19 protein-coding genes are annotated in these 21,260 nt (G+C 70.8%); 5 read left to right on the forward strand and 14 right to left on the reverse strand.

Annotated features, from left to right (window positions below; genetic code table 11):
* Positions 1-329 precede the first annotated feature (329 nt).
* The 3 genes from ACZ6C1_RS09345 to ACZ6C1_RS09355 all read left to right on the forward strand — a co-directional run bounded on the left by ACZ6C1_RS09345 (position 330) and on the right by ACZ6C1_RS09355 (position 2,035).
* Positions 330-746 carry an acyl-CoA thioesterase gene (locus tag ACZ6C1_RS09345; protein ID WP_469239353.1) on the forward strand — a complete coding sequence of 139 codons (417 nt, stop codon included), beginning with the start codon at positions 330-332 and terminating at the stop codon, positions 744-746.
* Between the two features lie 329 nt (positions 747-1,075).
* Entirely contained in the window at positions 1,076-1,369 is a 294-nt protein-coding gene (locus tag ACZ6C1_RS09350; protein ID WP_469239355.1) for an alpha-amylase, read from the forward strand.
* 93 nt (positions 1,370-1,462) lie between these two features.
* A complete protein-coding gene (locus ACZ6C1_RS09355; protein ID WP_469239357.1) occupies positions 1,463-2,035 on the forward strand; it encodes a quercetin 2,3-dioxygenase in 573 nt (190 codons plus the stop codon).
* Between the two features lie 121 nt (positions 2,036-2,156).
* Here the strand turns inward: ACZ6C1_RS09355 and ACZ6C1_RS09360 are convergent, their stop codons facing one another.
* The 5 genes from ACZ6C1_RS09360 to ACZ6C1_RS09380 form a co-directional block, all read right to left on the reverse strand.
* A complete protein-coding gene (locus ACZ6C1_RS09360) occupies positions 2,157-3,728 on the reverse strand; it encodes a right-handed parallel beta-helix repeat-containing protein (RefSeq protein ID WP_469239359.1) in 1,572 nt (523 codons plus the stop codon).
* 86 nt (positions 3,729-3,814) lie between these two features.
* A complete protein-coding gene (locus ACZ6C1_RS09365) occupies positions 3,815-4,768 on the reverse strand; it encodes an NAD-dependent epimerase/dehydratase family protein (protein WP_469239361.1) in 954 nt (317 codons plus the stop codon).
* Positions 4,768-6,150 carry a UDP-glucose dehydrogenase family protein gene (locus tag ACZ6C1_RS09370; protein ID WP_469239363.1) on the reverse strand — a complete coding sequence of 461 codons (1,383 nt, stop codon included), beginning with the start codon at positions 6,148-6,150 and terminating at the stop codon, positions 4,768-4,770. Before ACZ6C1_RS09370 ends, ACZ6C1_RS09365 begins: the two co-directional genes overlap by 1 nt.
* The gene (gene galE, locus ACZ6C1_RS09375; protein WP_469239364.1) at positions 6,147-7,196 is read right to left on the reverse strand and encodes a UDP-glucose 4-epimerase GalE; all 1,050 of its coding nucleotides are present in this window, start codon (positions 7,194-7,196) and stop codon (positions 6,147-6,149) included. The genes ACZ6C1_RS09370 and galE overlap by 4 nt, the downstream gene beginning before the upstream one ends.
* 35 nt (positions 7,197-7,231) lie before the next feature.
* Entirely contained in the window at positions 7,232-9,058 is a 1,827-nt protein-coding gene (locus ACZ6C1_RS09380) for a glycosyltransferase family 2 protein (protein WP_469239366.1), read from the reverse strand.
* Between the two features lie 205 nt (positions 9,059-9,263).
* Here ACZ6C1_RS09380 and ACZ6C1_RS09385 point away from each other — a divergent pair, with 205 nt between their 5' ends.
* Both ACZ6C1_RS09385 and ACZ6C1_RS09390 read left to right on the forward strand, forming a co-directional pair.
* On the forward strand, positions 9,264-9,938 hold the full coding sequence (locus ACZ6C1_RS09385) for a TetR/AcrR family transcriptional regulator (protein WP_469239368.1): 675 nt from the start codon (positions 9,264-9,266) through the stop codon (positions 9,936-9,938).
* Positions 9,939-10,484: 546 nt separating this feature from the next.
* Positions 10,485-11,432, forward strand: a complete 948-nt coding sequence (locus ACZ6C1_RS09390; RefSeq protein WP_469239370.1) for a glycosyl hydrolase — start codon at positions 10,485-10,487, stop codon at positions 11,430-11,432.
* 72 nt (positions 11,433-11,504) lie between these two features.
* On the opposite strand, the gene ACZ6C1_RS09395 is transcribed toward ACZ6C1_RS09390, so the two are convergent.
* From ACZ6C1_RS09395 to ACZ6C1_RS09435, 9 genes are all read right to left on the reverse strand, one after another.
* A complete protein-coding gene (locus tag ACZ6C1_RS09395; RefSeq protein WP_469239372.1) occupies positions 11,505-12,239 on the reverse strand; it encodes a GntR family transcriptional regulator in 735 nt (244 codons plus the stop codon).
* A gap of 37 nt (positions 12,240-12,276) precedes the next feature.
* On the reverse strand, positions 12,277-13,278 hold the full coding sequence (locus tag ACZ6C1_RS09400; RefSeq protein WP_469239374.1) for a proline racemase family protein: 1,002 nt from the start codon (positions 13,276-13,278) through the stop codon (positions 12,277-12,279).
* A 2-nt stretch (positions 13,279-13,280) separates the two neighbouring features.
* Positions 13,281-14,177, reverse strand: coding sequence for a dihydrodipicolinate synthase family protein (locus tag ACZ6C1_RS09405; RefSeq protein WP_469239376.1), 897 nt, complete (start codon positions 14,175-14,177; stop codon positions 13,281-13,283).
* A complete protein-coding gene (locus tag ACZ6C1_RS09410) occupies positions 14,174-15,547 on the reverse strand; it encodes an FAD/NAD(P)-dependent oxidoreductase (protein ID WP_469239378.1) in 1,374 nt (457 codons plus the stop codon). The genes ACZ6C1_RS09405 and ACZ6C1_RS09410 overlap by 4 nt, the downstream gene beginning before the upstream one ends.
* The gene (locus ACZ6C1_RS09415; RefSeq protein ID WP_469239380.1) at positions 15,537-15,830 is read right to left on the reverse strand and encodes a (2Fe-2S)-binding protein; all 294 of its coding nucleotides are present in this window, start codon (positions 15,828-15,830) and stop codon (positions 15,537-15,539) included. The genes ACZ6C1_RS09410 and ACZ6C1_RS09415 overlap by 11 nt, the downstream gene beginning before the upstream one ends.
* A complete protein-coding gene (locus ACZ6C1_RS09420; protein ID WP_469239381.1) occupies positions 15,827-17,059 on the reverse strand; it encodes an NAD(P)/FAD-dependent oxidoreductase in 1,233 nt (410 codons plus the stop codon). The genes ACZ6C1_RS09415 and ACZ6C1_RS09420 overlap by 4 nt, the downstream gene beginning before the upstream one ends.
* A 75-nt stretch (positions 17,060-17,134) precedes the next feature.
* Positions 17,135-19,438 (reverse strand): collagenase, encoded by a 2,304-nt coding sequence (locus ACZ6C1_RS09425; protein WP_469239864.1) that lies wholly within the window; start codon positions 19,436-19,438, stop codon positions 17,135-17,137.
* Positions 19,439-19,719: 281 nt separating this feature from the next.
* Positions 19,720-20,118, reverse strand: coding sequence for a RidA family protein (locus tag ACZ6C1_RS09430; protein WP_469239383.1), 399 nt, complete (start codon positions 20,116-20,118; stop codon positions 19,720-19,722).
* Positions 20,115-21,227: an acyl-CoA dehydrogenase family protein gene (locus ACZ6C1_RS09435; protein WP_469239385.1), complete on the reverse strand. Its 1,113-nt coding sequence runs from the start codon at positions 21,225-21,227 to the stop codon at positions 20,115-20,117. Before ACZ6C1_RS09435 ends, ACZ6C1_RS09430 begins: the two co-directional genes overlap by 4 nt.
* Positions 21,228-21,260: the final 33 nt, after the last annotated feature.

The following is a 21,260-nucleotide window of genomic DNA, read 5'->3' on the forward strand; positions in this document are numbered from 1 at the left end:
ATGCCGGAATGACGCTTTGGCGTACGGCACGTGACGGCGAGAGCCGTCGGCCACCATCCGCGGGACCACCCGGCCGCGGCCCGATTCGGTGACCAGGGCGGTCATGCGGCCCGAGTCGGCGAGTACTCGCCACACTGTTGGGCTGTTCGGGAGGAGCAACGCCTGGCGCGAGGCGCAGGTGCACGGCTCGCCGGCGAACGGGCGATCCGCATGCGCTCGGTGACAGAGCGCCGGACAACGGGGTGGCGACGAGCGGTTGACTCCTCCCCGGGTGACCGGCGACCCTCGTCGCGCGTCTTGATCACCACCACGAAAGGCGGACCTCGCCCATGGCCATGCTCTTCACGCACCGACTGCGAGTGCGCTACAGCGAATGCGACCAGCAGAACGTGGTGTTCAACGGGCACTACCTCTTCTACTACGACGTCGCCGTGACGGAGCTGTGGCGTGAAGCCGCGGGGGGATACGGCGCCATGCTGGACGGCGGGACCGACCTGGTGGTGGCGGAGGCCCGGATCCTCTATCGCCAGGGGGCGCGCTTCGACGAGGTGCTCGACATCGAGATGCCGATCACCCGCCTCGGAACGACGAGCATGATCGTGTGCCCCAGGTTCAAGGTCGGTGAACGGCTCATCGCGGAAGGCGAGGTGCGGCACGTGTTCACGGACCCGGTGACGCACGGCAAGAAGGAGATGCCCGCGACCGTGCGGGCGGCCTTCCAGCCGTACCTCCTGGCAGCGGAGTAGACCGCGGGGCGGCGATTTCCGAGCGTTCTGCGACGCGTGGGGCGGACGCCACCCATGGGCGGGCACAGTGGGCCGCTCTCCTGCGGCGGAGGGCACGGCAGGCCGGTCGGCGGTGTCGTCGCATTGTCTACGGCCGGGCACATCGCTTCGTGGGCCATGGACGCCGTGACCTGGGCCCGAGCACCGCGTGCGCGTCGTCGACCATGTGCCGGGGGAACGGCCACGACACACGCCCAAGTGGCGCGATTTCGGCGGGTGATGCCCTGACCCTTCCTACTCTCGAGTCTCGCAGTGTTCGAGAAGTGAAGGGTTGATCAGCAGTGCACCCCATGAAGCGTTCAACTAACCGCGTCATAGCAGCCGGTGTCCTGACCCTTGCCGCCTGCTTCGCACAGGCTCCCGCGGCCACCGCCTCCGGAGATGCGGCGCCGCCGTGCGTTCAGTACGCGACGAGCTGGCGCTACACCTTCGTCACCAACACCTGCGCCTCCACCCAGCACCTGACCGTGGAGTACCGCGACGGTTCCGACGTCCCCTGCCGCACGGCGGAACCCGGCGACACGGTGACCTTCCCCGGTTACGGCACCGGGGACAACGCCGTGATCGGGGTCGCCCTCTGCTGACCGTGACGCGGTGACACCAAGCGCCTCCGGCACCCGGGAAGGCATGTCAGGTAACCTGACATTCGTTCGCCGCCCCCGTGCCGGAGGTTTTCCATGACCATGGAGTTCGCCCGTCGTCGCCGCTCCCCCTCACTCATACCGGCCGAGCCGGGCAAGCCGTATGTCATCGAGAAGGGCATGGGAGACAGGGCCCACCTCTTCGGTGACCTCGTCACCGTCTACGCGCGCGGTGAGCAGACCGAGAACGCCTTCAACTTCTTCACGGTCGAGGGCCCCAAGGGCGATGTCATTCCGGCCCACCTCCACCCCGGCACCTACGAGGTCTTCCACATCACCGACGGTGCGGTGCGGCTGTTCGTGGAGGACCTGGAGGGCGAGCAGTACGAGAAGGTGCTGACGGCCGGCGACTTCGGCTTCGTACCGAAGAACTGCCCGCACGCGTACCGGATCGAGCGCCACCACAGCCGGATCGTCGGCGTGGCGGCCGGGCCGAGCGGGACGTTCGAGCGGTTCTTCGAGCACCTCGGCACACCGACCGACGAGCTCGGCCTGCCCCGGGAACCGTACGTGCCCCAGCCGCACACGTTCGACACCGTGGCGCTCCGGTACGACGTGCGGTTCCTGCCCGATCACCGGTGGCGCACCGGGAGCTCGCCGACGCGGTGACCGGGCGGTGTGCCCGCGCCCGCCGGGCGGACAGCGCGCTCGCCCCCCGGCCACGTGCCGATCCGCCCCTCCGCGCCCGGACGTTTCGTTTCGGCATTTCGTTTCGCCGGCATCCGGAGGATCAGCGAGGCACGATCGCTCCGATCGGTGGGGAAGCGCCCGTCGCCGTGCCGAAGTAGTCGGGGAGTGCGGGCTCCAGGGCCAGGCCCTTCCCTGCCAGGGAAGGGCACGTGGGCACCATCTGTGACACCTCGGCGGGGACGTCGACGATCGGCGCGGCTCCCCCGGCGAAGCAGGGGCGAACGCTGAAACCGGTACGACGGCCGTCGAGGGACTCCTGCCCCGTCGCCGAACGCCAGGAGGCCAGGTCCGGATAGTTCCGGTCGGCCCAGCGCACCGTCGGACGTCGGTCGGTCGAGAAGTAGTTGTTGCCCTGGAGAGAGAGCTCCCGGGTGGAATAGTCCTCGTCAACGACCGCGACCGGAGAGGCGTCGGTGACCAGGAGGTTGTTGCGCAGAATGACGCCCTGCGCCCCGCCCGTCACACGAAGGGCCGGACCGAGGTGTCCTCCCGTGTTCGTCAGCACAACGGTGTTCTGGTACACGCGCAGGTTGCGGATGTCCTTGCCGTGGATGGATATTCCTCCGCGGTGCGGCAGCAAGCGGCCGTTGTCGCTGCTGATGTTGTACCGGATGACGTTGTTCGTATGGGCGCCGTTCCTGATGTTGGTGTAGGTCTGGAAGCCGGGTCCGTCGTTGCCGAACGCCAAGTTGTACTGGATGACCGACCGTGAGACGTTCGAGTCGAAACCGAATCCCGCCCCGTCCACCTTGGAGCCGGAATTCTGCCGGTACGCGGTACTGTGCTGGATCAGCACACGGGTGGCGTCGAAGGCCCAGATGCCCACGGGGCCTTCCCGTGCCTCCTTCGACGCGCGGGTGCCGTTGTCGTGCGCGCTGGAGCGGGACACGCTGGCGCCGTTGACGCTGCTGAGCACGATGCCATTGCCGGTGTGATGGTCGGCTGCCGAGGGGTCGCCGACCATGTGGTACGTCTCGACCCGGTTGAGCGTGACGTTCTGGTGCGCGTAGGCCGGCAGCGCGGCATTGAACCGGGGACCGTAGGTCAGCAGGCCGATGTCTTTGTTGTCATGCAGAACCGAGTTGTCGACGTTGACATTCTTGAAGCCGGTGCTTCCGGCCGTACCGCCGATCTGCACTCCGACACGGAAGCCCGAGACGTCCACCCCGGAGATGGTGACGTGATCCAGTTTCTTGTTGCCCGGAAGGTTGCTGTAAAGATGGATCCCTCCCCCCTTCGTGTAGGCCGCGGTGCCCTTTCCCACGATGACGAGGTTGCGGATCTCCACGCCGGCGGTGTTGTGCACGCCGATGCCATTCCCGCCGGGCACGTCGATGGTGGCCCGGTCCTTGCCGTACGAGCCGATCGTGACGGGCCGGTCAGCACGTCCGGCATCGTCCTGGCGCAGCTCCAGCGGCCCGGCGAAGCGGGCTCCGCCCTCGAGCAGCACACGGTCACCGGGGTTCAGTTTCACGCCGTCGAGGCGCCGCAGGGAACGCCACGCGTCACCGGGTGAAAGGCCGTCCTCCTTGTCGTTCCCCTGGGGGCTGATGTAGTACGTGCGGTCCGTCGAGTAATGAGGAGTGCTGACGCAGCCGCTGCCGGCTGCCACGATCGCGACGGTCAGCAGACCCGGCCAGACGAACCGCCGTGACCGTACTCCGGGCCCCGGTCTCGCTGCCGTCCGTCGCATGATGATCACACCCCTGTCGGCTGGTGGTGCGGCACACGGTCCATGAACCACGCGATGGTGTACCGCAGCCCCTCTTCCATGGTGACCCGCGGGGACCACCCCAGCATCCGCCGGGCCCGGTCGATCACCGGCCGGCGCCTGACCGGATCGTCGACGGGCAGGGGACGGAACTCGACCCCGGACGGCGAGCCGGTCAGGGCCAGGACCAGATCGGCGAGTTCCCTGACGGTGCGTTCGCTGGGGTTGCCGAGGTTGACCGGCCCGGGTTCCCCGGTGTCCAGCATCGTCACGATGCCCCGCACCAGGTCGTCGACGTAGCAGAAGCTCCGGGTCTGGCTGCCGTCCCCGTGGATGGTCAGCGGCCTGCCTTCCAGTGCCTGCCGAATGAACGTGGAGACCACCCGTCCGTCGTACGGCCGCATACGCGGTCCGTAGGTGTTGAAGATACGGAGGATGCCGGTGTCAACACCCAGGCTCCGCCGGTACGCCGTGGTCAGCGCTTCGGCGAAGCGTTTCGCCTCGTCATACACGCTGCGGGGCCCGACGGGGTTCACATGGCCCCAGTACTCCTCGGGTTGCGGGTGGACCGCCGGGTCGCCGTACACCTCGCTGGTGGAGGCCAGGACGAAGCGGGCACGGTTGCCGTGGGCCAGACGCAGTGCGTTCTCCGTCCCCCTGCTGCCGACCGCGAGGGTCTCCAGGGGCAACCGGTCGTAGTCCGGCGGGGAGGCGGGGCTGGCCAGATGCGCCACCGCGTCCACCGGTCCGGCTACGTCAAGGTCTCCGGTCACATCGGCCCGCACCAGCTCGAAGTTCCGCCGTCCCCGCAGATGCGCGAGGTTACGCGGTTCACCGGTGGAGAAGTTGTCGATGCAGCAGACGGTGTCTCCCCTGCGCAGCAGTGCTTCGCACAGGTGCGAACCGACGAATCCGCCGCCACCCGTCACCACGACACGCATCAGTTCCTCCCCAGAAGAACGCCGCTGGGGACACCGTGCCCCGCTGTCGGCACCGCTGGACGGTTCGCTCCACCGAGCGATGGGCGGCCCAAGGCGCGCATGCGCCAGCCCGCCCGCTGCCAGGCCTGGACGTCGAGGGTGTTCCGCGCGTCCAGCAGCAACGGGGTCCGCACCACTCCGGCCAGGACGGCCGGGTCGATCTCCGCGTAGTCCTGCCAGGGAGTGAGGTGCATGACGAGGTCCGCGCCCTCGCAGGCTTCGGGAACGACGAGGGTGTACTTCAAGTCCGGGAAGGACGCCCTGGCGTTGTCGATGGCCTCCGGGTCGTGCACACGGACCTCGGCGCCCTCGGCCTGTATCGCGGCGGCCACGGCCAGGGCGGGGGAATCACGCACATCGTCGCTCTCCGGTTTGAAGGCCGCGCCCAGGACGCCCACGGTACGGCCGGCGAAGGACCCGCCGACAAGTGCGCGGGCCAGGTCGACGGTACGCCGCCGCTGCCTGACGTTGATCCCGTCCACCTGGTGCAGGAAGGTCACCGCGTCGCCGACCCCCAACTCCTCGGCTCGGGCCGCGAACGCCCGGATGTCCTTGGGGAAGCAGCTGCCGCCGAAGCCGAGTCCCGGCTGGAGGAACGAATGGCCGATGCGCGAGTCCGCGCCGATGGCCTCGGCCAGGGTGGTGACATCGCCGCCGGCCGCGTCGCAGATTTCGGCCATCGCATTGATGAAGGAGATCTTGGTGGCCAGGAACGAGTTGGCTGCGACCTTGACGAGTTCGGCCGTGGACGGGTCAGTACAGAAGAAGGGAACACCCGCCCGCAGCATCGGTGCGTAGACCTCTCGCAGAGCCTCCTCGGCGCCGGCGGAGGTGACCCCCACCACCAGACGTTCGGGCCACAGGGTGTCGCGGACGGCCGACCCCTCGCGCAGGAACTCGGGGTTCCAGGCGATCTCGGCCTGGGGCGCCGTCTCCCGCAGCCGGGCCGCCAGGCGTGCCGCGGTGCCGACGGGCACAGTGGATTTGCCCACCACCAGGCTCCCCGGGTGCAGGGCCGGTGCCAAGGCCTCCACCGCGGCGTCGACATAGCGCAGGTCGGCAGCGGGGCTGTCCGGACGTTGTGGGGTGCCCACACAGATGAAATGCAGCTTGGCGAATCGGGCGGCCTCGGTGAGAGAGGTGGTGAACCGCAGGCGGCCCGAGCCCACCGTCCGGGCGAGCAGATCGTCCAGCCCTGGCTCGTGCATGGGGGCTCTGGCCGCGTTGAGGGAGGCGATCCGGTCGGCGTCGATGTCGACTCCGAGTACCTCGTGCCCGATTTGGGCCATGCAGGCGGCATGCACGGCTCCCACGTATCCGGTGCCGATGACGGTGATCCTCATGGTTGCTCCTCGCTGGTGATGTCGGTGTAACCGAATGGGTTGCGCTGCTGGAATCGCCAGGCGTCCCGGCACATCGCCGCCAGGTCGCGCGTAGGGCGCCAGGCCCACTCCCGTTCCACGGCGGTCGGGTCGGCGACGAGCTCGGCCACATCTCCTGGGCGGCGGTGTACGACCTGGTACGGCAGGGGCCGCCGGCAGGCATCACCGAACGCGGCGATCACGTCCAGGACCGAACTGCCCTTTCCGGTGCCGATGTTGAGGGCCCGGAAACCGGGCCTGTCGCTCAGGTGACCCAGAGCGATGCGGTGGGCCTCGGCAGCGTCCATGACATGGAGGTAGTCGCGCACCGCGGTGCCGTCGGCGGTGGCGTAGTCGCCTCCGAAGACGTTCAGCCGGTCCCGGCGGCCGATGGCGACCTGGGCCAGGTAGGGCATCAAGTTGTCCGGCACACCGTGCGGGTCCTCGCCGAGCAGCCCGCTGGAGTGGGCGCCGACCGGGTTGAAGTACCGCAGGGAGAGCACGGTGAAGCCGGGGTACCGACTGCAGATGTCCGAGAGGATCTGCTCGCAGATCCACTTGGACGCCGCGTAGGGGTTGGTGGGCCGGGCGGGTGCCCGCTCGCTCAGGGGTCCTCCGTCCGCCTCGCCGTAGACCGAGCAGGACGAGGAGAACACCAGCTGCCGCACCTCGTGCTCACGCATCGCCAGCAACAGGGCGGTCGTCCCGCCGACATTGGTGTCGTAGTACTCGGCGGGCTTGCGCACCGACTCCCCTACCGCCTTCCTGGCGGCGAAGTGGATCACCGCGTCGATGCGGTGCTGGTCGAACACGACGGAGAGGGCGTGCCGGTTGCGGATGTCCAGCTTGTAGACGGCCCCGACGAAGCGACCGACGATCCTTTGCACCCGCTCGAACACCTCGGGGGCACTGTTGGAGTAGTCATCGACGACGATGACCTCGTAGCCGTGTTCGAGCAGTTCGACGCAGGTATGACTTCCGATGAAGCCGGCCCCGCCGGTGACGAGTATCGTGGACGGCTGTCGCATAAGTGCTTCTCCTTCATGGGCGGCGGGCAAGGCGGTCACGTAAGAACGGCCGCCGCGTACGACGGGTAGAAGAAGACGGCCAGGGCGACGGGCATCAGGGACACCAGGGCCAGGGGCAGCGCCACCCGCGCGGTCGGCATCGCCGACCTGAAGCGCACTCCGGCGGCCCGGGACACTTCCCGTACGTGCAGGACGGCGACCGCAGTGGCCACCACCCCGTACGTCGCCGCGGCAAGAATGCACAGGAAGACGTAGCCCGCGGCGGGGCTGGTCAGCTCGCCCCAGACGGCGACACCGGAGAGAACTGTCGCGATGGCGACGAAGGGGAGCACCAGACGGGGCATCAGCACTTGCGGCCCCGCATCACGGTCCTTGGGGGTGACGCGGAAGACGAGAGGCCGGGGGTTGAGCCTCAGCCGGATCGCGCCGAGGACCCCCCAGACGACGAAAGGCCACCGCGCGAGTGCGAACAACCAGGTCTCCCAGCTCACGACCGGCGCCTCACGCGGCCGCATCAGCCCGCGGCGCCGCAGCAGGATCAGTGTCGCGAGGAGCCATACCGGCAAGGTCCAGAAGTGCAGCAGGAAGCTGAAGTAGTTGACGTTCATCCACGGGATGCCCGTGATGACCGCGATGGGCGGCAGGGTCAGCCCGGATGTGATCATCAGACCGAGGAGCGGGTAGTACGCCAGCGCGTAGGTGAAGCGCAGGCGTAGCACGAACGGCATTCTGCTGAGGTGCCGCGGAACCAGGTCCAGCAGCATCGTGGTCAGACTGCGGGCCCACTGGTACTCCTGTGTGATCATGTCGGCGAAGGTGATCGGCCCGTCGCCGTGCGCCTCGGCGTCGATGGCGAACGCCCCTTGCCAGCCTGCGGAGTTGAGCAGGAACGTCGTGGAGAAGTCCTCGGCGAGCTCGGGTCCCAGCCCCCCGATCTGCCGCAGCGCCCGGGTCCGTACCGCGTAGTGCGATCCGATGCACATGGGCGCGAGCCCGGCGATGTGGCCCAGTTGCACGGCACCGTGCCAGATCGCCTCCCGGTGCAGCCGGCCCCGCGCCGCCCAGGACTGGGCGCTGTTGGCGTCACACACACTCGGGGCGGCCACATAGCCGATCGCCGGGTCCGAGAACGGCCGGATCATCTCGGACAGGTACGAACGGGTCGGCACGTGGTCGCAGTCGAGCTGGGCGACGGCGACGTAGTGGCGATAGCCCCAGTGGTCGTAGAAGTAGGCGAGGTTGCCCTCCTTGCAGCGGGCGCGGCGGGGCCAGGTGTCCCGCTGGTAGTCGGTGACCCCACGGCGGCACGACACCCGGACGTTGTGGCTCGCACACCACTGCTCGATCTCGGCGGAGGGGTCCTCGTCGCACAGCCAGACGTCGTAGGGGTGGGGGAAGTCCTGGTCCAGCATCGCTTCGAGGGTGCGGCGCACGGTGGGCCACGGCTCGGAGGGAGCGCGCGTCACGGCGAAGGCGACAGGGATACGCGGGACGCGCAGAGCGGGATTGACGCGACGCAGCCGCATGGCGGCGATGAAGAAGTAGCACGGCAGCAGAGTCAGGTAGAGCAACAGGGCGCTGTTGACGATCAGCGCCGCCCATCCGACGCGGTGCTGCGGCTGCAGCCACCACGACCAGAACCAGGCGAAGCAGATGAACCAGCTCAGTGTGATGCCGACCAGCGTGGCCCGGTCCTCGAAGGACAACGCCGGTACGAAGGTGGAGCGCCGCACGGCCCGCACGGTCTTGGGGCGCCCGAAGACGGGACCGGCCGGAGTGATCCGGGCGACATTGCCCCCGGAGAGGGTGGCGATGTGGGACTCCAGCGGTCTGGAGGAGGAGCCCCGCCTGTGGTTCGCCATGAGAAACACTCCCGAAACGCCCCGGTGGTGTACGTTGACACCTCCCGTTTACGACGTATATGTACATTCTGGGGCGATATGGGTACATCGTCAACAGGCACCCTCGACGAACAGGGGCGATGATCAGATGAACCCGCCGGCAGACACCCCGGGCCGTCGCGCCAGCGACCGCGGCCGCTACGGACGGTTGTCACGGGAGCGCGTCATGGCGACGGCCCTCCAGATCGTGGACAGCGAGGGCCTCTCGGCGCTCAGCATGCGCCGGCTCGGCGCGGCGCTGGGCGTGGAGGCCATGGCCCTGTACCGGTACGCCGACGGCAAGGACGCCCTGCTGGACGGCGTCGTCGAGGCGTTCTACCTGGAGCTGGAGCAGACCGTGGCATCGCGGCCCGCCCCCGCCCCCGCGGCGCCGGGCATGCCCGAGTGGCGCAGCGCACTGCACGACATCGCCCAGGTGACGTACGAGGTCGCCCTCCGTCACCCTCACGTGGTGCCGCTGCTGGCGACCCGCCTGCTCAGCGTCCCCCTCGCCCGGCGCCCCCATCCGGTCCTGCGGATCGATGAGCGGATCCTCCGGTCGCTGGACGAGGCGCGTCTGGACGACCACACCATTGCGGCCACCCACCGCGCCTTCACCGCGTGGCTCCTCGGGTATCTGTTCGCGGACCTGAGGGCCATGGTGGACGCACCGGAGGAAACCGAACCGGCGTTCCGGTACGGATTGCACCGCCTCCCCGTCCAGGACTTCCCTGAGCTGCGAGCACGAACCGCCGCCCTTGCCGAAAGAGGAGGATCTCCCGAGCTCGCGGCCGGAGTGGAAGCCCTCCTCGACCGCGTCACTCGGGCCCACGGACGAGCGGGCGGGGAGCAGCCCGCCTGAGACGACCCCGGAGACGCGCTCCGGGGAAGGCGGCCCCCCAGCGCCCCTCGCCCCTCCGTGGACGGTTCCGCACCGGCCGGGTCGACCCCTCCATGGAGGGGCCCGAGTCGCTCTCCGCCGCTTGCGGGGATCCCGGCACCACCTTCACCACCCCGGCATGGCGCTTGTGTGAGATGCACCATGCCGCGGGCGGCTGCAACGATGCCCGGTAGGAGCGAATCGCCCAGGGTGAATCAGGATGATTGCGCCATGCCGGAGATATCCACCGCCTGAGGTGCGACGCCTCCGTCGTCAGTCGTCCCCGCCGCCACATCGGGCCCGGACCGGCACCTGACGGCGTCACAGCAGCCGTGGCGGCCGGGCCTACGCGGGGACAGCATGCCGGTTCGCCCGCGGCAAGGACACCGTCTCTACGAGTGGAAGTAGTAGCGATCTCTCATTGCCGGGGCCCACCGTCCTTCTGAGAATGACCGGGCGGTCCCGGCCTCCCGTGCGGCCGCGGTGCCGGAATCGTGGCCCTGCACCGGGCCGGTCAAGAGGGTGAGAATGAAACGAAAACTGGCGACGGTGCTGGCCACCACAGCAATTATCATCGCGTCCATGGCCCTACCGTCCGAGGGTGCCGTCACCTCGTCCCGACTGGGTGTCTACGTCGGCCCCGGGAAAACCGCATCGGTGAACGACTTCCAGACGTGGACGGGCCGGTCGCAGGTGGACGCGACCGATTACCTGGACCCTTCCGAGAACACCCTGTGGAATCAGTACGCCACCAAGTACTGGGGTGACTGGAAGAAGGCCGGAGCCGGCAGGCAATTCGTGCTCGGGCTGCCACTGCTGCCCAAGGGCGGCAACTTCGCCGAGGGACTGGGCGGCAAGTACGACAACCAGTTCCGCGAGCTTGCCGACCTGATGATCAAGAACGGCTTGGGCAGCTCCGTCGTCCGCCTCGGATACGAGGGGAACAACAAGATCATCGGGTCGTGGCAGGGCACTGACGACCCGGCGGCCTACCGGGCGATGTTCCGCCGGGTGGTCACCCTGATGCGCGCCCGCGCCGGGGCGGCCTTTCAGTTCGACTACAACATGGCTGTCGGCCCTTCCGGCAAGGTCACGTCATTCGAGACGTTGTACCCCGGCGACGCTTACGTCGACATCGTGGGCCTGAACATCTACGACGTCTGGTGGCAGCACCCGGGTGCCACGCCGGCGCAGCGGTGGAACCACACCCTCACCACCTCCATGGGTGTGAATGAGTTCAAGGCCTTCGCCACCCGGCACAACAAGCCGAAGTCCTACCCGGAGTGGGGCCTTTACCGGAAGGGCGACGCTTACGCGGGCGGAGGCGACTCGCCCTACTTCATCGACCGGATGGCCGAGCTGGTCCGGGATTCGAAGTACCAGGCGTATTTCAACCTCGACTGGGGCAGTGGAACGCTGGACGAATTCCCGAACGGCAAGGCCCAGTACAAAATTCGGTTCGGCGGCGGCATATGAGCCGTGGAGTCGACGTGCCGCTCGCCTGTCCGCCACGTGGACCGCACACCGGGAGCGTCGGGTCCGAGGGCATCAGCGTGCGGGCGTACGGCTGACGCCTCGGGTGGCGGGCTCGCCGGCGGCATCCGCCTCCGGGTCCGCGTCGGCGGACTCGGCCCACAGCGAGCGCACGTGCCCCAGGTGCCGCGCCATGATCGCCTCCGCCGCCGGTGCGTCACCGGCGAGCATGGCGTCCAGCAGTTCGTGGTGCTCCTGTGCGGAGGCGACGAGCAGGCCCCGCTCGGCGAGGGCCGTCAGGCCGTACAGGCGAGCGCGCTTGCGAAGGTCGCCGACCGTCTCGACCAGGCGGTCGTTGCCGCACAGGGACAGCAGGGAGAGGTGGAAACGGCGGTCGGCGTCGAGATAGCCGATGAGGTCGTGTTCGCGGGCGCTGGTCACGATCTCCTCGGCGACCGGCCTGAGCTTCTCCAGCCGCCGGGGGTCGGCCGACGCGGTGATGGCCCCGATGGTGGGGACCTCGATCAGCGCGCGCAGTTCGGTGTACTGGTCGAGGTCGCGCTCGCTGACCTCGGTGATCCGGAAGCCCTTGTTGCGTACGGGCTCGACCAGGCCCTCGCCCGCCAGGTCGAGCATCGCCTCACGCACGGGTGTGGCGGAGATGCCGAAGTCGGCGGCGAGGGTCGGTGCGGAGTAGACCGTGCCGGGTTGCAGCTCTCCGGCGATCAGGGCGGCGCGCAGGGCGTGCGCCACCTGGTCGCGCAGGCGTTCCTGGCTGGTGATGAGGTTCTTCAGGTGCCGGCCTGCCATGGCGCTGCCTCCCGGGGTCGTCGTGGATCGTAGGGGATCAGAGCAGGAAGCCCGCGGGGAAGGGGTCGTCCGGGTCCAGGAAGTATTGTGCGGTGCCGGTGATCCAGGCGCGGCCGGTGATGGCCGGTACGACGGCGGGCAGGCCGCCGACCGACGTCTCGCCGGTGAGCCGCCCCGTGAACCGGGTACCGATGAACGACTCGTTGACGAAGTCGCGTCCGACCGGCAGGTCACCGCGCGCGTGGAGCTGGGCCATCCGGGCGGAGGTCCCGGTGCCGCACGGGGAGCGGTCGAACCAGCCCGGGTGGATGGCCATGGCGTGCCGAGAGTGGGTGGCGTCGGAGCCGGGCGCGGCGAGGTAGACGTGCTTGACACCGCCGATGGACGGGTCTTCGGGGTGAACGGGGCGGTCGGTGGCGTTGACGGCGTCCATGACGGCGAGCCCGGCGGCGAGGAGGTCGTCCTTGCGGGCTCGGTCGAAGGGCAGCCCGAGGGCGTCCAGTTCGACGAAGGCGTAGAAGTTCCCGCCGTAGGCGAGGTCATAGGCGACCTCGCCGTGTCCGGGCACCTTCACCGTGCGGTCGAGGGCCACACAGAAGGCGGGGACATTGGTGAGGGTGACGGACGTCGCGGCACCGTCCTCCACCCGGACGTCCACGGAGACCAGCCCCGCGGGGGTGTCGAGGCGGACGGTGGTGACCGGCTCGGTGACGGGCACCATGCCGGTCTCGACGAGGACGGTCGCCACGCCGATGGTGCCGTGACCGCACATCGGCAACAGCCCCGAGACCTCGATGAACAGGACGCCGTAATCGGCGTCGGGCCGGGTCGGCGGCTGCAGGATCGCGCCGCTCATGGCGGCGTGGCCGCGCGGCTCGTACATCAGCAGGGTGCGTACGTGGTCGAGGTGCTCGGCGAAGTACGTCCGCCGCTCGGCCATGGTGGCGCCGGGGACGGTGCCGATCCCGCCGGTGACAACGCGGGTCGGCATCCCTTCGGTGTGCGAGTCGACGGCGTGGAGGACGCGGCGGGTCCGCATGGCTAGGCGAGTCCTTCCGCGAGCGCCTTCTCGGTGGAGGCGCGGACGACGGCGGTCTGTGCGTCGGTGAGGGGCGTACGGGGCGGGCGGCACGGCCCGCCGTGGAACCCCGCGATGTCCATGGACAGTTTGATCGCCTGCACGAACTCGGGCTTGGAGTCCCACCGCAGCAGCGGGTGCAGGGCCCGGTAGAGGGGCAGGGCGGTGTCCAGGTCGTGGGCGGTGGCGGCGTGGTACAGGGCGACGGAGGCGGCGGGCAGGGCGTTGGGGTAGCCGGCGATCCAGCCGACGGCGCCGGCCAGGGCGAGCTCCAGCAGCACGTCGTCGGCGCCGATCAACAGGTCCAGTTCCGGAGCCAGTTCGGCGATCTCGTACGCGCGGCGGACATCGCCGCTGAATTCCTTCACGGCGACGATGCTGCCGTCGGCGTGGAGCTGGGCCAGGAGCTCGGGGCCGAGGTCGACCTTGGTGTCGTAGGGGTTGTTGTACGCGACGACCGGCAGGCCCGCGCGGGCCGCCTCGGCGTAGTGGGCGCGGACGGCGGCGGCGTCGGCGCGGTACGCGTTGGGCGGCAGCAGCAGGACGGACCCGCAGCCCGCCTCCGCGGCCTGTTCGGCCCACCGGCGGGCCTCGGCGCTGCCGTACGCGGCGACGCCGGCCATCACCCGGGACCCGTCGCCCGCCGCCTCGACGGCGACGCGGACGACCCTGGCGCGCTCGTCGTCGGTCAGGGTCTGGTACTCGCCGAGCGAGCCGTTGGGGACGACTCCGTCGCAGCCCTGGGCGATGAGCCGGGCGACGTGTCGGGCGTAGGCGTCGTAGTCGACGGTCAGGTCGTCGCGCAGGGGCAGGGCGGTGGCGACCATGACGCCGTGCCAGGGGTGGGGACGCTGGTTCATCGTTCGGCTCCTGGTGGTTGTGCCAGCTGGCTGAGCGGTACGGGGCAGGAGAGCGGGCGCCGGTCGGGCGCCGGTTCCTCCCCGGCGAGGCGGGCGACGGCCGGTCCGCACATGCGGCCCTGGCACCAGCCCATTCCGGCGCGGGTGAGCAGCTTGACGGTACGGGCGTCCCGGGCGCCCAGGTCGGTGACGGCTTCGCGGACGCGGTCGGCGGTGACCTCCTCGCAGCGGCACACCTCGGTGGCGCCGTCCAGCCAGTCGGTCCAGCCCGGGCCGGGCCGGTGCGCGGCGGCCATCGCGTCGGCGAAGGCGCGCAGGCGGGCGCGGCGGCGGGCGGTGGCTCCGGGTGGGCGGCGCCCCGCGATGGAGAGGGCGGCGATCTCGCCCTCCACCCGGGCGAGTTCGGCGCCACCGATGCCGCAGGTCTCGCCGGCCGCCCAGATGCCGGGTACCGAGGTGCGCTGCTCGGTGTCGACGGCCAGTGCGGGGGTGCCGTCGGGGGTGCGGCGGGTGACGCAGCCGAGTCCGGTGGCGAGTTCCAGTTGCGGAACGAGGCCGTGGCCGACCGCGAGGGCGTCGCAGGGGACACGGCGCCCGGTGCCCGGGACGGGGCGCCAGTGGGCGTCGAGCCGGGAGAGGGTCACGGCTTCGAGCCGGGCGGTGCCGTGGGCGGCGGTGACCGCGTGACGGGTGAGGAGGCGGGTGCCGTGGCGGAGGAGGGCACCGCCGTGCAGGGCGCCCTGGGCGAGCTTGGCCGGATTGCGCACGAGGGCGGTGGTGTGGCGGGCGTACGCGGTGTAGTCGGCGGCCTCGACCAGCGCGGGCACCCGGGCTCCGGCGGCGGCGAGGGTGGTGGCGACGGCGAGGAGCAGGGGCCCGCTGCCAGCGACGACGATCCTCAACCGCGTTCCCGGCTTCGCCCGGGCGGGGGATGCCCCTGTGCCGGGCAGGGCGAGCCCGCCCTTGAGCATCGCCTGGGCGCCGCCCGCCCCGACGACACCGGGCAGGGTCCAGCCGGGAAAGGGAAGCTGGCGTTCGTACGCGCCGGTGGCGAGAAGCACGGCGCGGGCGCGGACGGCGGCGGGGGCCTCGTCGGGCCCCGCGACGGCGTGCAGCAGCCAGGTGTCGCCGTCGCGGACGACGGTCCAGACGTGGTGGCCGGGCAGGTGGGTGACGCCGTTCAGCCGGCGGGCGAAGCGTTGGACCGCGCGCGGGGCGGTGCCGAGTCCTGGCGCGGGGTGGCGGTGGATCTGGCCGCCGGGTCTTTCCGCCGCGTCCAGCAGCGTGACGGTCAGCCCGAGTCCGGCGGCGGTCGCGGCGGCGGCGAGTCCGGCGGGTCCGGCGCCGACGACGGCGAGGTCAGCGGTCATGGCCGGTGCCCTCCTGGGTGGTGACGGTGTCACCGGGGCGGGCGGGCAGGAGGCAGGCGCGCTGGTTGGGGCGGCCGTTGACGGTGGCGAGGCAGTCGTAGCAGGTACCGATCCCGCAGAACGCGCCGCGCGGGGCTCCGCCGTGCCGGGTGGTGCGCCAGGCGAGGATGCCCGCCGACCACAGGGCGGCCGCGAGGGACTGGCCCGGCAGTGCGGTGATGGGCCGGCCGTCGAAGGTGAGGGTGAACGGCTCGGGTGTCGGGCGAGGCGTGCGGCTCCTCACGGGGCGGCTCCTTCCGTGTCGTCGCAACGGGCGTCGCAACGGGCGTCGCGATGGGCGTCGGGATGGGCGTCGGGACCGGCTTCGAAGCGGTCGGGGCGGAACGGCCCCATGTCCAGGGGCGGTTGGGCCCCGCGCAGGACGTCGGCCACGAGCAGCCCGGTGGCGGGGGCGAGGCCGATGCCCGCGCCTTCGTGACCGCACGCGTGGTACAGGCCCGGCACGCGCGGGTCGGGGCCGATGGCCGGGAGGTGGTCGGGCAGGTAGGGGCGGAAGCCGTGGTACGTACGGATGGCCCGTACGCCGGCGAGCACCGGGAAGAGGGCGATCGCCTGAGCCGCGAGCCGTCGCAGCGCCTCGGTGGACAGCGTCCGGTCGAAGCCGACGCGCTCACGCGTGGCGCCAATGAGGACCGTCCCGGCGGGCGTGCCCTCGACGACGGCGGAGGACTGGAGGTCCGCCGAGCCGCTGGCGACGTCGGCGATGTAGTCCGCCGCGTACACCTTGTGGCGCACCAGGCGTGGCGGCAGCGGTTCGGTGACGAGGACGAAGCCGCGCCGGGGCAGGACGGGCAGGTGGACGCCGGCCAGTTCGGCGAGCGCTCCGCTCCAGGTGCCGGTGGCGTTGACGACGGCGGGAGCGTGGAGATCGCCGTGGGTGGTGCGTACGCCTCGGACGGCGCCGGACCGGTCGGTGAGGACGGCCGTGACCTCGGCGCCGAGCCGGACGTCCGCGCGGGAGGCGCGCAGGAGTTGCGCGGCGGCCATGGCGGGCTGGACCTGGGCGTCCTCGGGGTAGTGGAAGGCGCCGGCGAGGCCGGGCGCGAGGTGCGGTTCGAGGTCGTGGAGGCCGTCGCCGGGGATCTCGTACGCCTCGACGCCCGCCTTCGCCTGTCCTTCGGCGAAGGCGCGCAGTGCGGTGAGGGCGGCCTCGTCGGGTGCGACGACGAGGCCGCCCTTGCGCTCGTACTCGGTCTCCGGTGGGAGCGCTTCGGCCAGTTCGCGCCACAGTCGGGTGGACAGCAGCGCGAGGTCGAGCTCGGGGCCCGCCTCTTTGTCGGAGACGAGCAGGTTGCCTTCTCCGGCACCTGTGGTGCCGGCCGCGACGGGACCGCGGTCGACGACGGTGACGGTGAGGCCGGCACGGCTCGCGTAGTACGCGCACGCCGCTCCGACCACTCCGGCTCCGACGATCACGGCGTCCGGCAGATGACTCACGTGTCTCGTGGGCACGGCAGTAATATTTCACATGTTACTGCCGCTGTACAGACCGCCGTCCGGAGCAAATCCCGTCCGGCCGGGGCGCGTTCAGCTCCGCAGGGGCCCTTCGCACAGGTAGTCCGACGTGCCCGCCCGCCGGTCCGACCAGATCTCCACCTCACCGAACGTGCAGGTCATGTCGGCGAGGTTGGTGGAAGTGGTGGTGGTCCGGTCGAGCAGGAACCGGTCGACGGTCTCGGACATGTCCTGGAAGACGCGGTCGGCGCTGCCGGCGTCCGCAAGGCGGGCGGTGACCCTGCCGGTGCACAGGAACCGCCGCATACCCGGGTCCCCGTTGTCCGTGCAGACCGGGGCCGCGCCCGTCGCCGCCGCGAAGGAGGAGCGCACGGCCTCGGCGGTGGTGTCGCGCAGCCGGTCGTTGGGGGTGTACGTGGTGTCCGGCATGAACAGCTCGTCGACCTTGGCGATCTGCGCGTCCAGGAAGGCGTCGTACGCCCGCTGGATGGCGGCGTCCCGGCCCAGCCGGTCGCGCCAGGCGTCGAAGGCGGCCGGGTCGTCGGCGCGCAGGTGCCGGTACATCTCCCGCAGCAGGCCGGGGCGTTCGGCCCACAGGTAGGTGAAGAAGGTGCCCGCGTAGGCGTAGAACCGGAAGCCGTCGCCGTCGTAGGTGGCGTGCAGCAACTGGTCCACGCTCATCCGGGGGCGGCCGTTCGCGGTGTCGGTGATGATGCTCTTGACCAGGGACTTGCGGACGGCGACGCCGTCGTCGCGGGTCGCCCCGTCGAAGAACTCGGCCGTCCCCTCGTCCATGGCCGTGGTGCGGTCACCCTGGTACCAGGGGCCCTCGCCGAAGTAGCCGGGCACGGCGAAGCGGCCGTTGAGGTAGTGCGTGTACTCGTGCCGGAACAGCTCTTCCAGCGTGAGCGAGGAGTCCTGCGGGACACGCCGCTGGTACGTGTAGAAGGTCGCGCCGCGCTCGATGTAGATGCCGCCGTTGTCGGTGTCCATGCCGGTCAGGAGCGGGTGGTAGTTCTCGTAGTCCGCGCGGGAGGCGTACAGGACGATGTTCAGGCTGGTGTTGGTGTCCCCGGCGAGCGGCTGCTGCGTGCCCAGTACGCGGTGGAACTGCGCCTTGACCTGCTTGCTCGCGTAGTAGAGCTGGTCGACGGTGGTACGGGGCAGGCCGGTGCGGACCTTGATGGCCGCGTTGTCGTAGCGGTACGTCCGGGGGAAGATCTCCCGCTCGATGTCGTCCTTGCAGACGGCGTACGGCTTGCACGCCTCGTAGAAGTTGAGCCAGGACGCGAGCCGTGCCCAGGGGGCGCTGCCGCGGCCGAAGTCACGGACGACGGGGGCGAGGAGCGCCCCGAGGTCCGGCACGATCGTGGACGTCAGGGGCGCGATCTGTCCGAAGCGGCCGTACTCGGCGAGGGCGTCGCGCACGACCCACTCGTTGGGTGTGCCCTTGAGGTGGGTGTACGTGGAGAACTTCCGGAAGGCATCGCGGTACGCGGTGTTACGGGCGACGAGCGTATGGAAGGCGGTGTCCTTGTTGCCCGGGTAGACGCCCAGGTAGTTGACGGACAGCGCGGCGAGGGCGGCGCCGCCCCAGGCGGGGTCCTTGTGGGTGGTGGTGTGGTACCGGTCCATGGTGGCCAGCACCTTGCGTATCAGGTCCAGTTGGGAGTGGCGCAGCCCCTTGGCACTGCCCGCGTAGAGCGCTTCGCGCAGGGACTCGGCGTTGGTGCGGGTCGCGTCGAAGGAGCGTCGTGCCGTGCCGAAGGCGTGGATGGCGCGGCGCATGGCCTCGGTGGTGGGCGGGTCGGTGACGTCGATCTCGCCGCGTGAGAAGTCGTGGTACGCCACCGCGTGCAGGTAGGTGAGCATCTCCAGCAGGTGGCTGCCGTTCTTGCCGTCGTGGGCGGCGGCGAGGGCGGAAACGCGGTGGGAGACGGCCTGGACGTGCGCGTCGGACATGACCGGGGCGAGGCGCGCGTCCCAGGTCCAGATGAGGTCGCGCAGACAGCCGTCGGCGGTGACGGCGGGGTCGGCGAGGAAGTCGGCGAACCGCTCGGGCGCGAGGCGCGTGACGTCGTCGAGTGCGCACGGGACGGCGGTGGCCGCCGCGTACGCCGGTGTCTGCGGGCCCGGGACCCGCGAGCCGGCCGCCCGTCCGCCGGGGGCGGGGGCGGGTTTCGGGCCGGCTTCGGGCGCGGTGGCGAGGCGTTCGACCTCGTCGTGGGGGTGGTCGCCGCCCGGGGCGGCGAGGCGCGGCTGCGGTGCGTACGCCTGGGCGGTGGGCGCGAGCTGCCCCGCCGCGCCGAGCAGCGTCACGGTGACGACGGCCGCGGCGAGGGCTCTTTGTACGGGACTGCGCAGGGAAGTGCGCATGGATCGCTGGGACACCTGCGGCTCCTGTGGGAGGTGGGGAGTGGTCCGTTCAGCGGTGCGGACGGCCGGGCCGAGCACCTTGATGGGTGCATGCCACTGCCGTGTGACGTGCAACATAGTAATGTGACATTGCACTGCACAACCCTTGTGCGCCCACCGGTTCACTCACCCCCCGGCTCAAGTGCGGCGCCGAGAAGGCCCGTTGGGAGGCCCCGGGGCCGACGGGGCTTCCGCTCCCGAGTGCGCGGGGGGGGGCGGGTCCCACGGGCCCGGCGCGGTCCTCAGTCCAGGACAGCTGTCCCGTCCAGCTCCACCAGCGCCTGCTCGTCCCAGAGGCGGACCGTGCCGATGACGGCCATCGCGGGGTAGTCGCGACCCGCCAGCCGGCGCCAGGCTCGGCCCAGTTCGGTGGCGTGCGACCGGTAGGCGGCGACGTCGGTGGTGTAGACCGTGACGCGGGCGAGGTCGGCGGGGGTGCCGCCCGCCGCCTTGAGGGCGGTCAGGAGGTTGCCGAGTGCCGTCTCGAACTGTTCCGGCAGGGTCTCCCCCACCACCCTGCCGTGGGAGTCGAGGGCGGTCTGGCCCGCGAGGAAGACCAGGCGCGAGCCGGTGGCGGTGACGGCGTGCGAGAAGCCGGTGGGCGGGGAGAGTTCGGCGGGGTTGAGGCGCTCGAGGCTCATGAGGTGTACAGCTCCTTCGCGATGACGGCCCGCTGGACCTCGGTGGCGCCCTCGTAGATGCGCGGCGCGCGCACCTCCCGGTACAGGTGCTCCAGCAGGTGGCCGCGTTGCAGGGCCCGGGCGCCGTGGAGCTGGACGGCGGCGTCGACGACGTACTGCGCGGTCTCGGTGGCCAGCAGCTTCGCCATCGCGGCTCGCTTGGGGACGTCCGTGGCGCCCGCGTCGTACGCCGCCGCCGCCGCGTAGACCAGCAGGCGGGCGGCCTCGGTGCGGGTGGCCATCTCGGCGACCTGGTGGGAGACGGCCTGAAGGTCCTTCAGTACGCCGCCGAAGGCGACCCGTTGCGCCGTGTGGGCGAGCGTCGCGTCCAGTGCGGCCTGGGCCATGCCCACCGCGAAGGCACCGACGCTGGGCCGGAAGAGGTTCAGCGTGGTCATGGCGACGCGGAAGCCTCCGTCCAGCTCACCGAGGACGTCGGCGCGGGTGACCGGCACGGCGTCGAAGTGGAGTGCGCCGATCGGGTGCGGGGACAGCATGTCGAGCGGGCTGCCGGTGAGGCCGGGGCGGTCGGCGGGCACGAGGAAGGCGGTGACGCCCCGCGCCCCGGCGCCCGGCGTCGTGCGGGCGAAGACGGTGAAGAAGTCGGCTTCGGGGGCGTTGGAGATCCAGCGCTTCTCGCCGCTCAGCCGCCAGCCACCACCCTCCGGCACCGCCTCCAGCGCGAGCGCCGCCGCGTCCGACCCCGCGCCGGGCTCACTGAGCGCGAACGCGGCGACCGCGCGGCCCGCCGTCACCTCCGGCAGCCACCGGGCCCGCTGTTCGGGCGTGCCGGACACGGCGACCGGGTGGGCGCCGAGGCCCTGGAGGGCGAGCGCGGTCTCCGCCTCCGTACACACCTGGGCGAGGGATTCGCGCATCAGGCACAGATCCAGGGCACCGGCCCCGAAGAGGCGCTCCAGCAGGCCCAGTTCGCCGAGCGCGGCGACGAGGGGGCGGTTGACGTGCCCCGGCTCGCCCTTCTCGGCGAGCGGCCGGAGGCGTTCGGCACCCAGGGCGCGCAGCTCGGCACACCAGGCGGTTTGGGCCGGATCGAGTGAGAATACGGGCATTCATGCCCCCTCAAAAGACATCTATCGCGGGCC

The sequence above is a fragment of the Streptomyces sp. NPDC041796 genome (assembly GCF_055590785.1).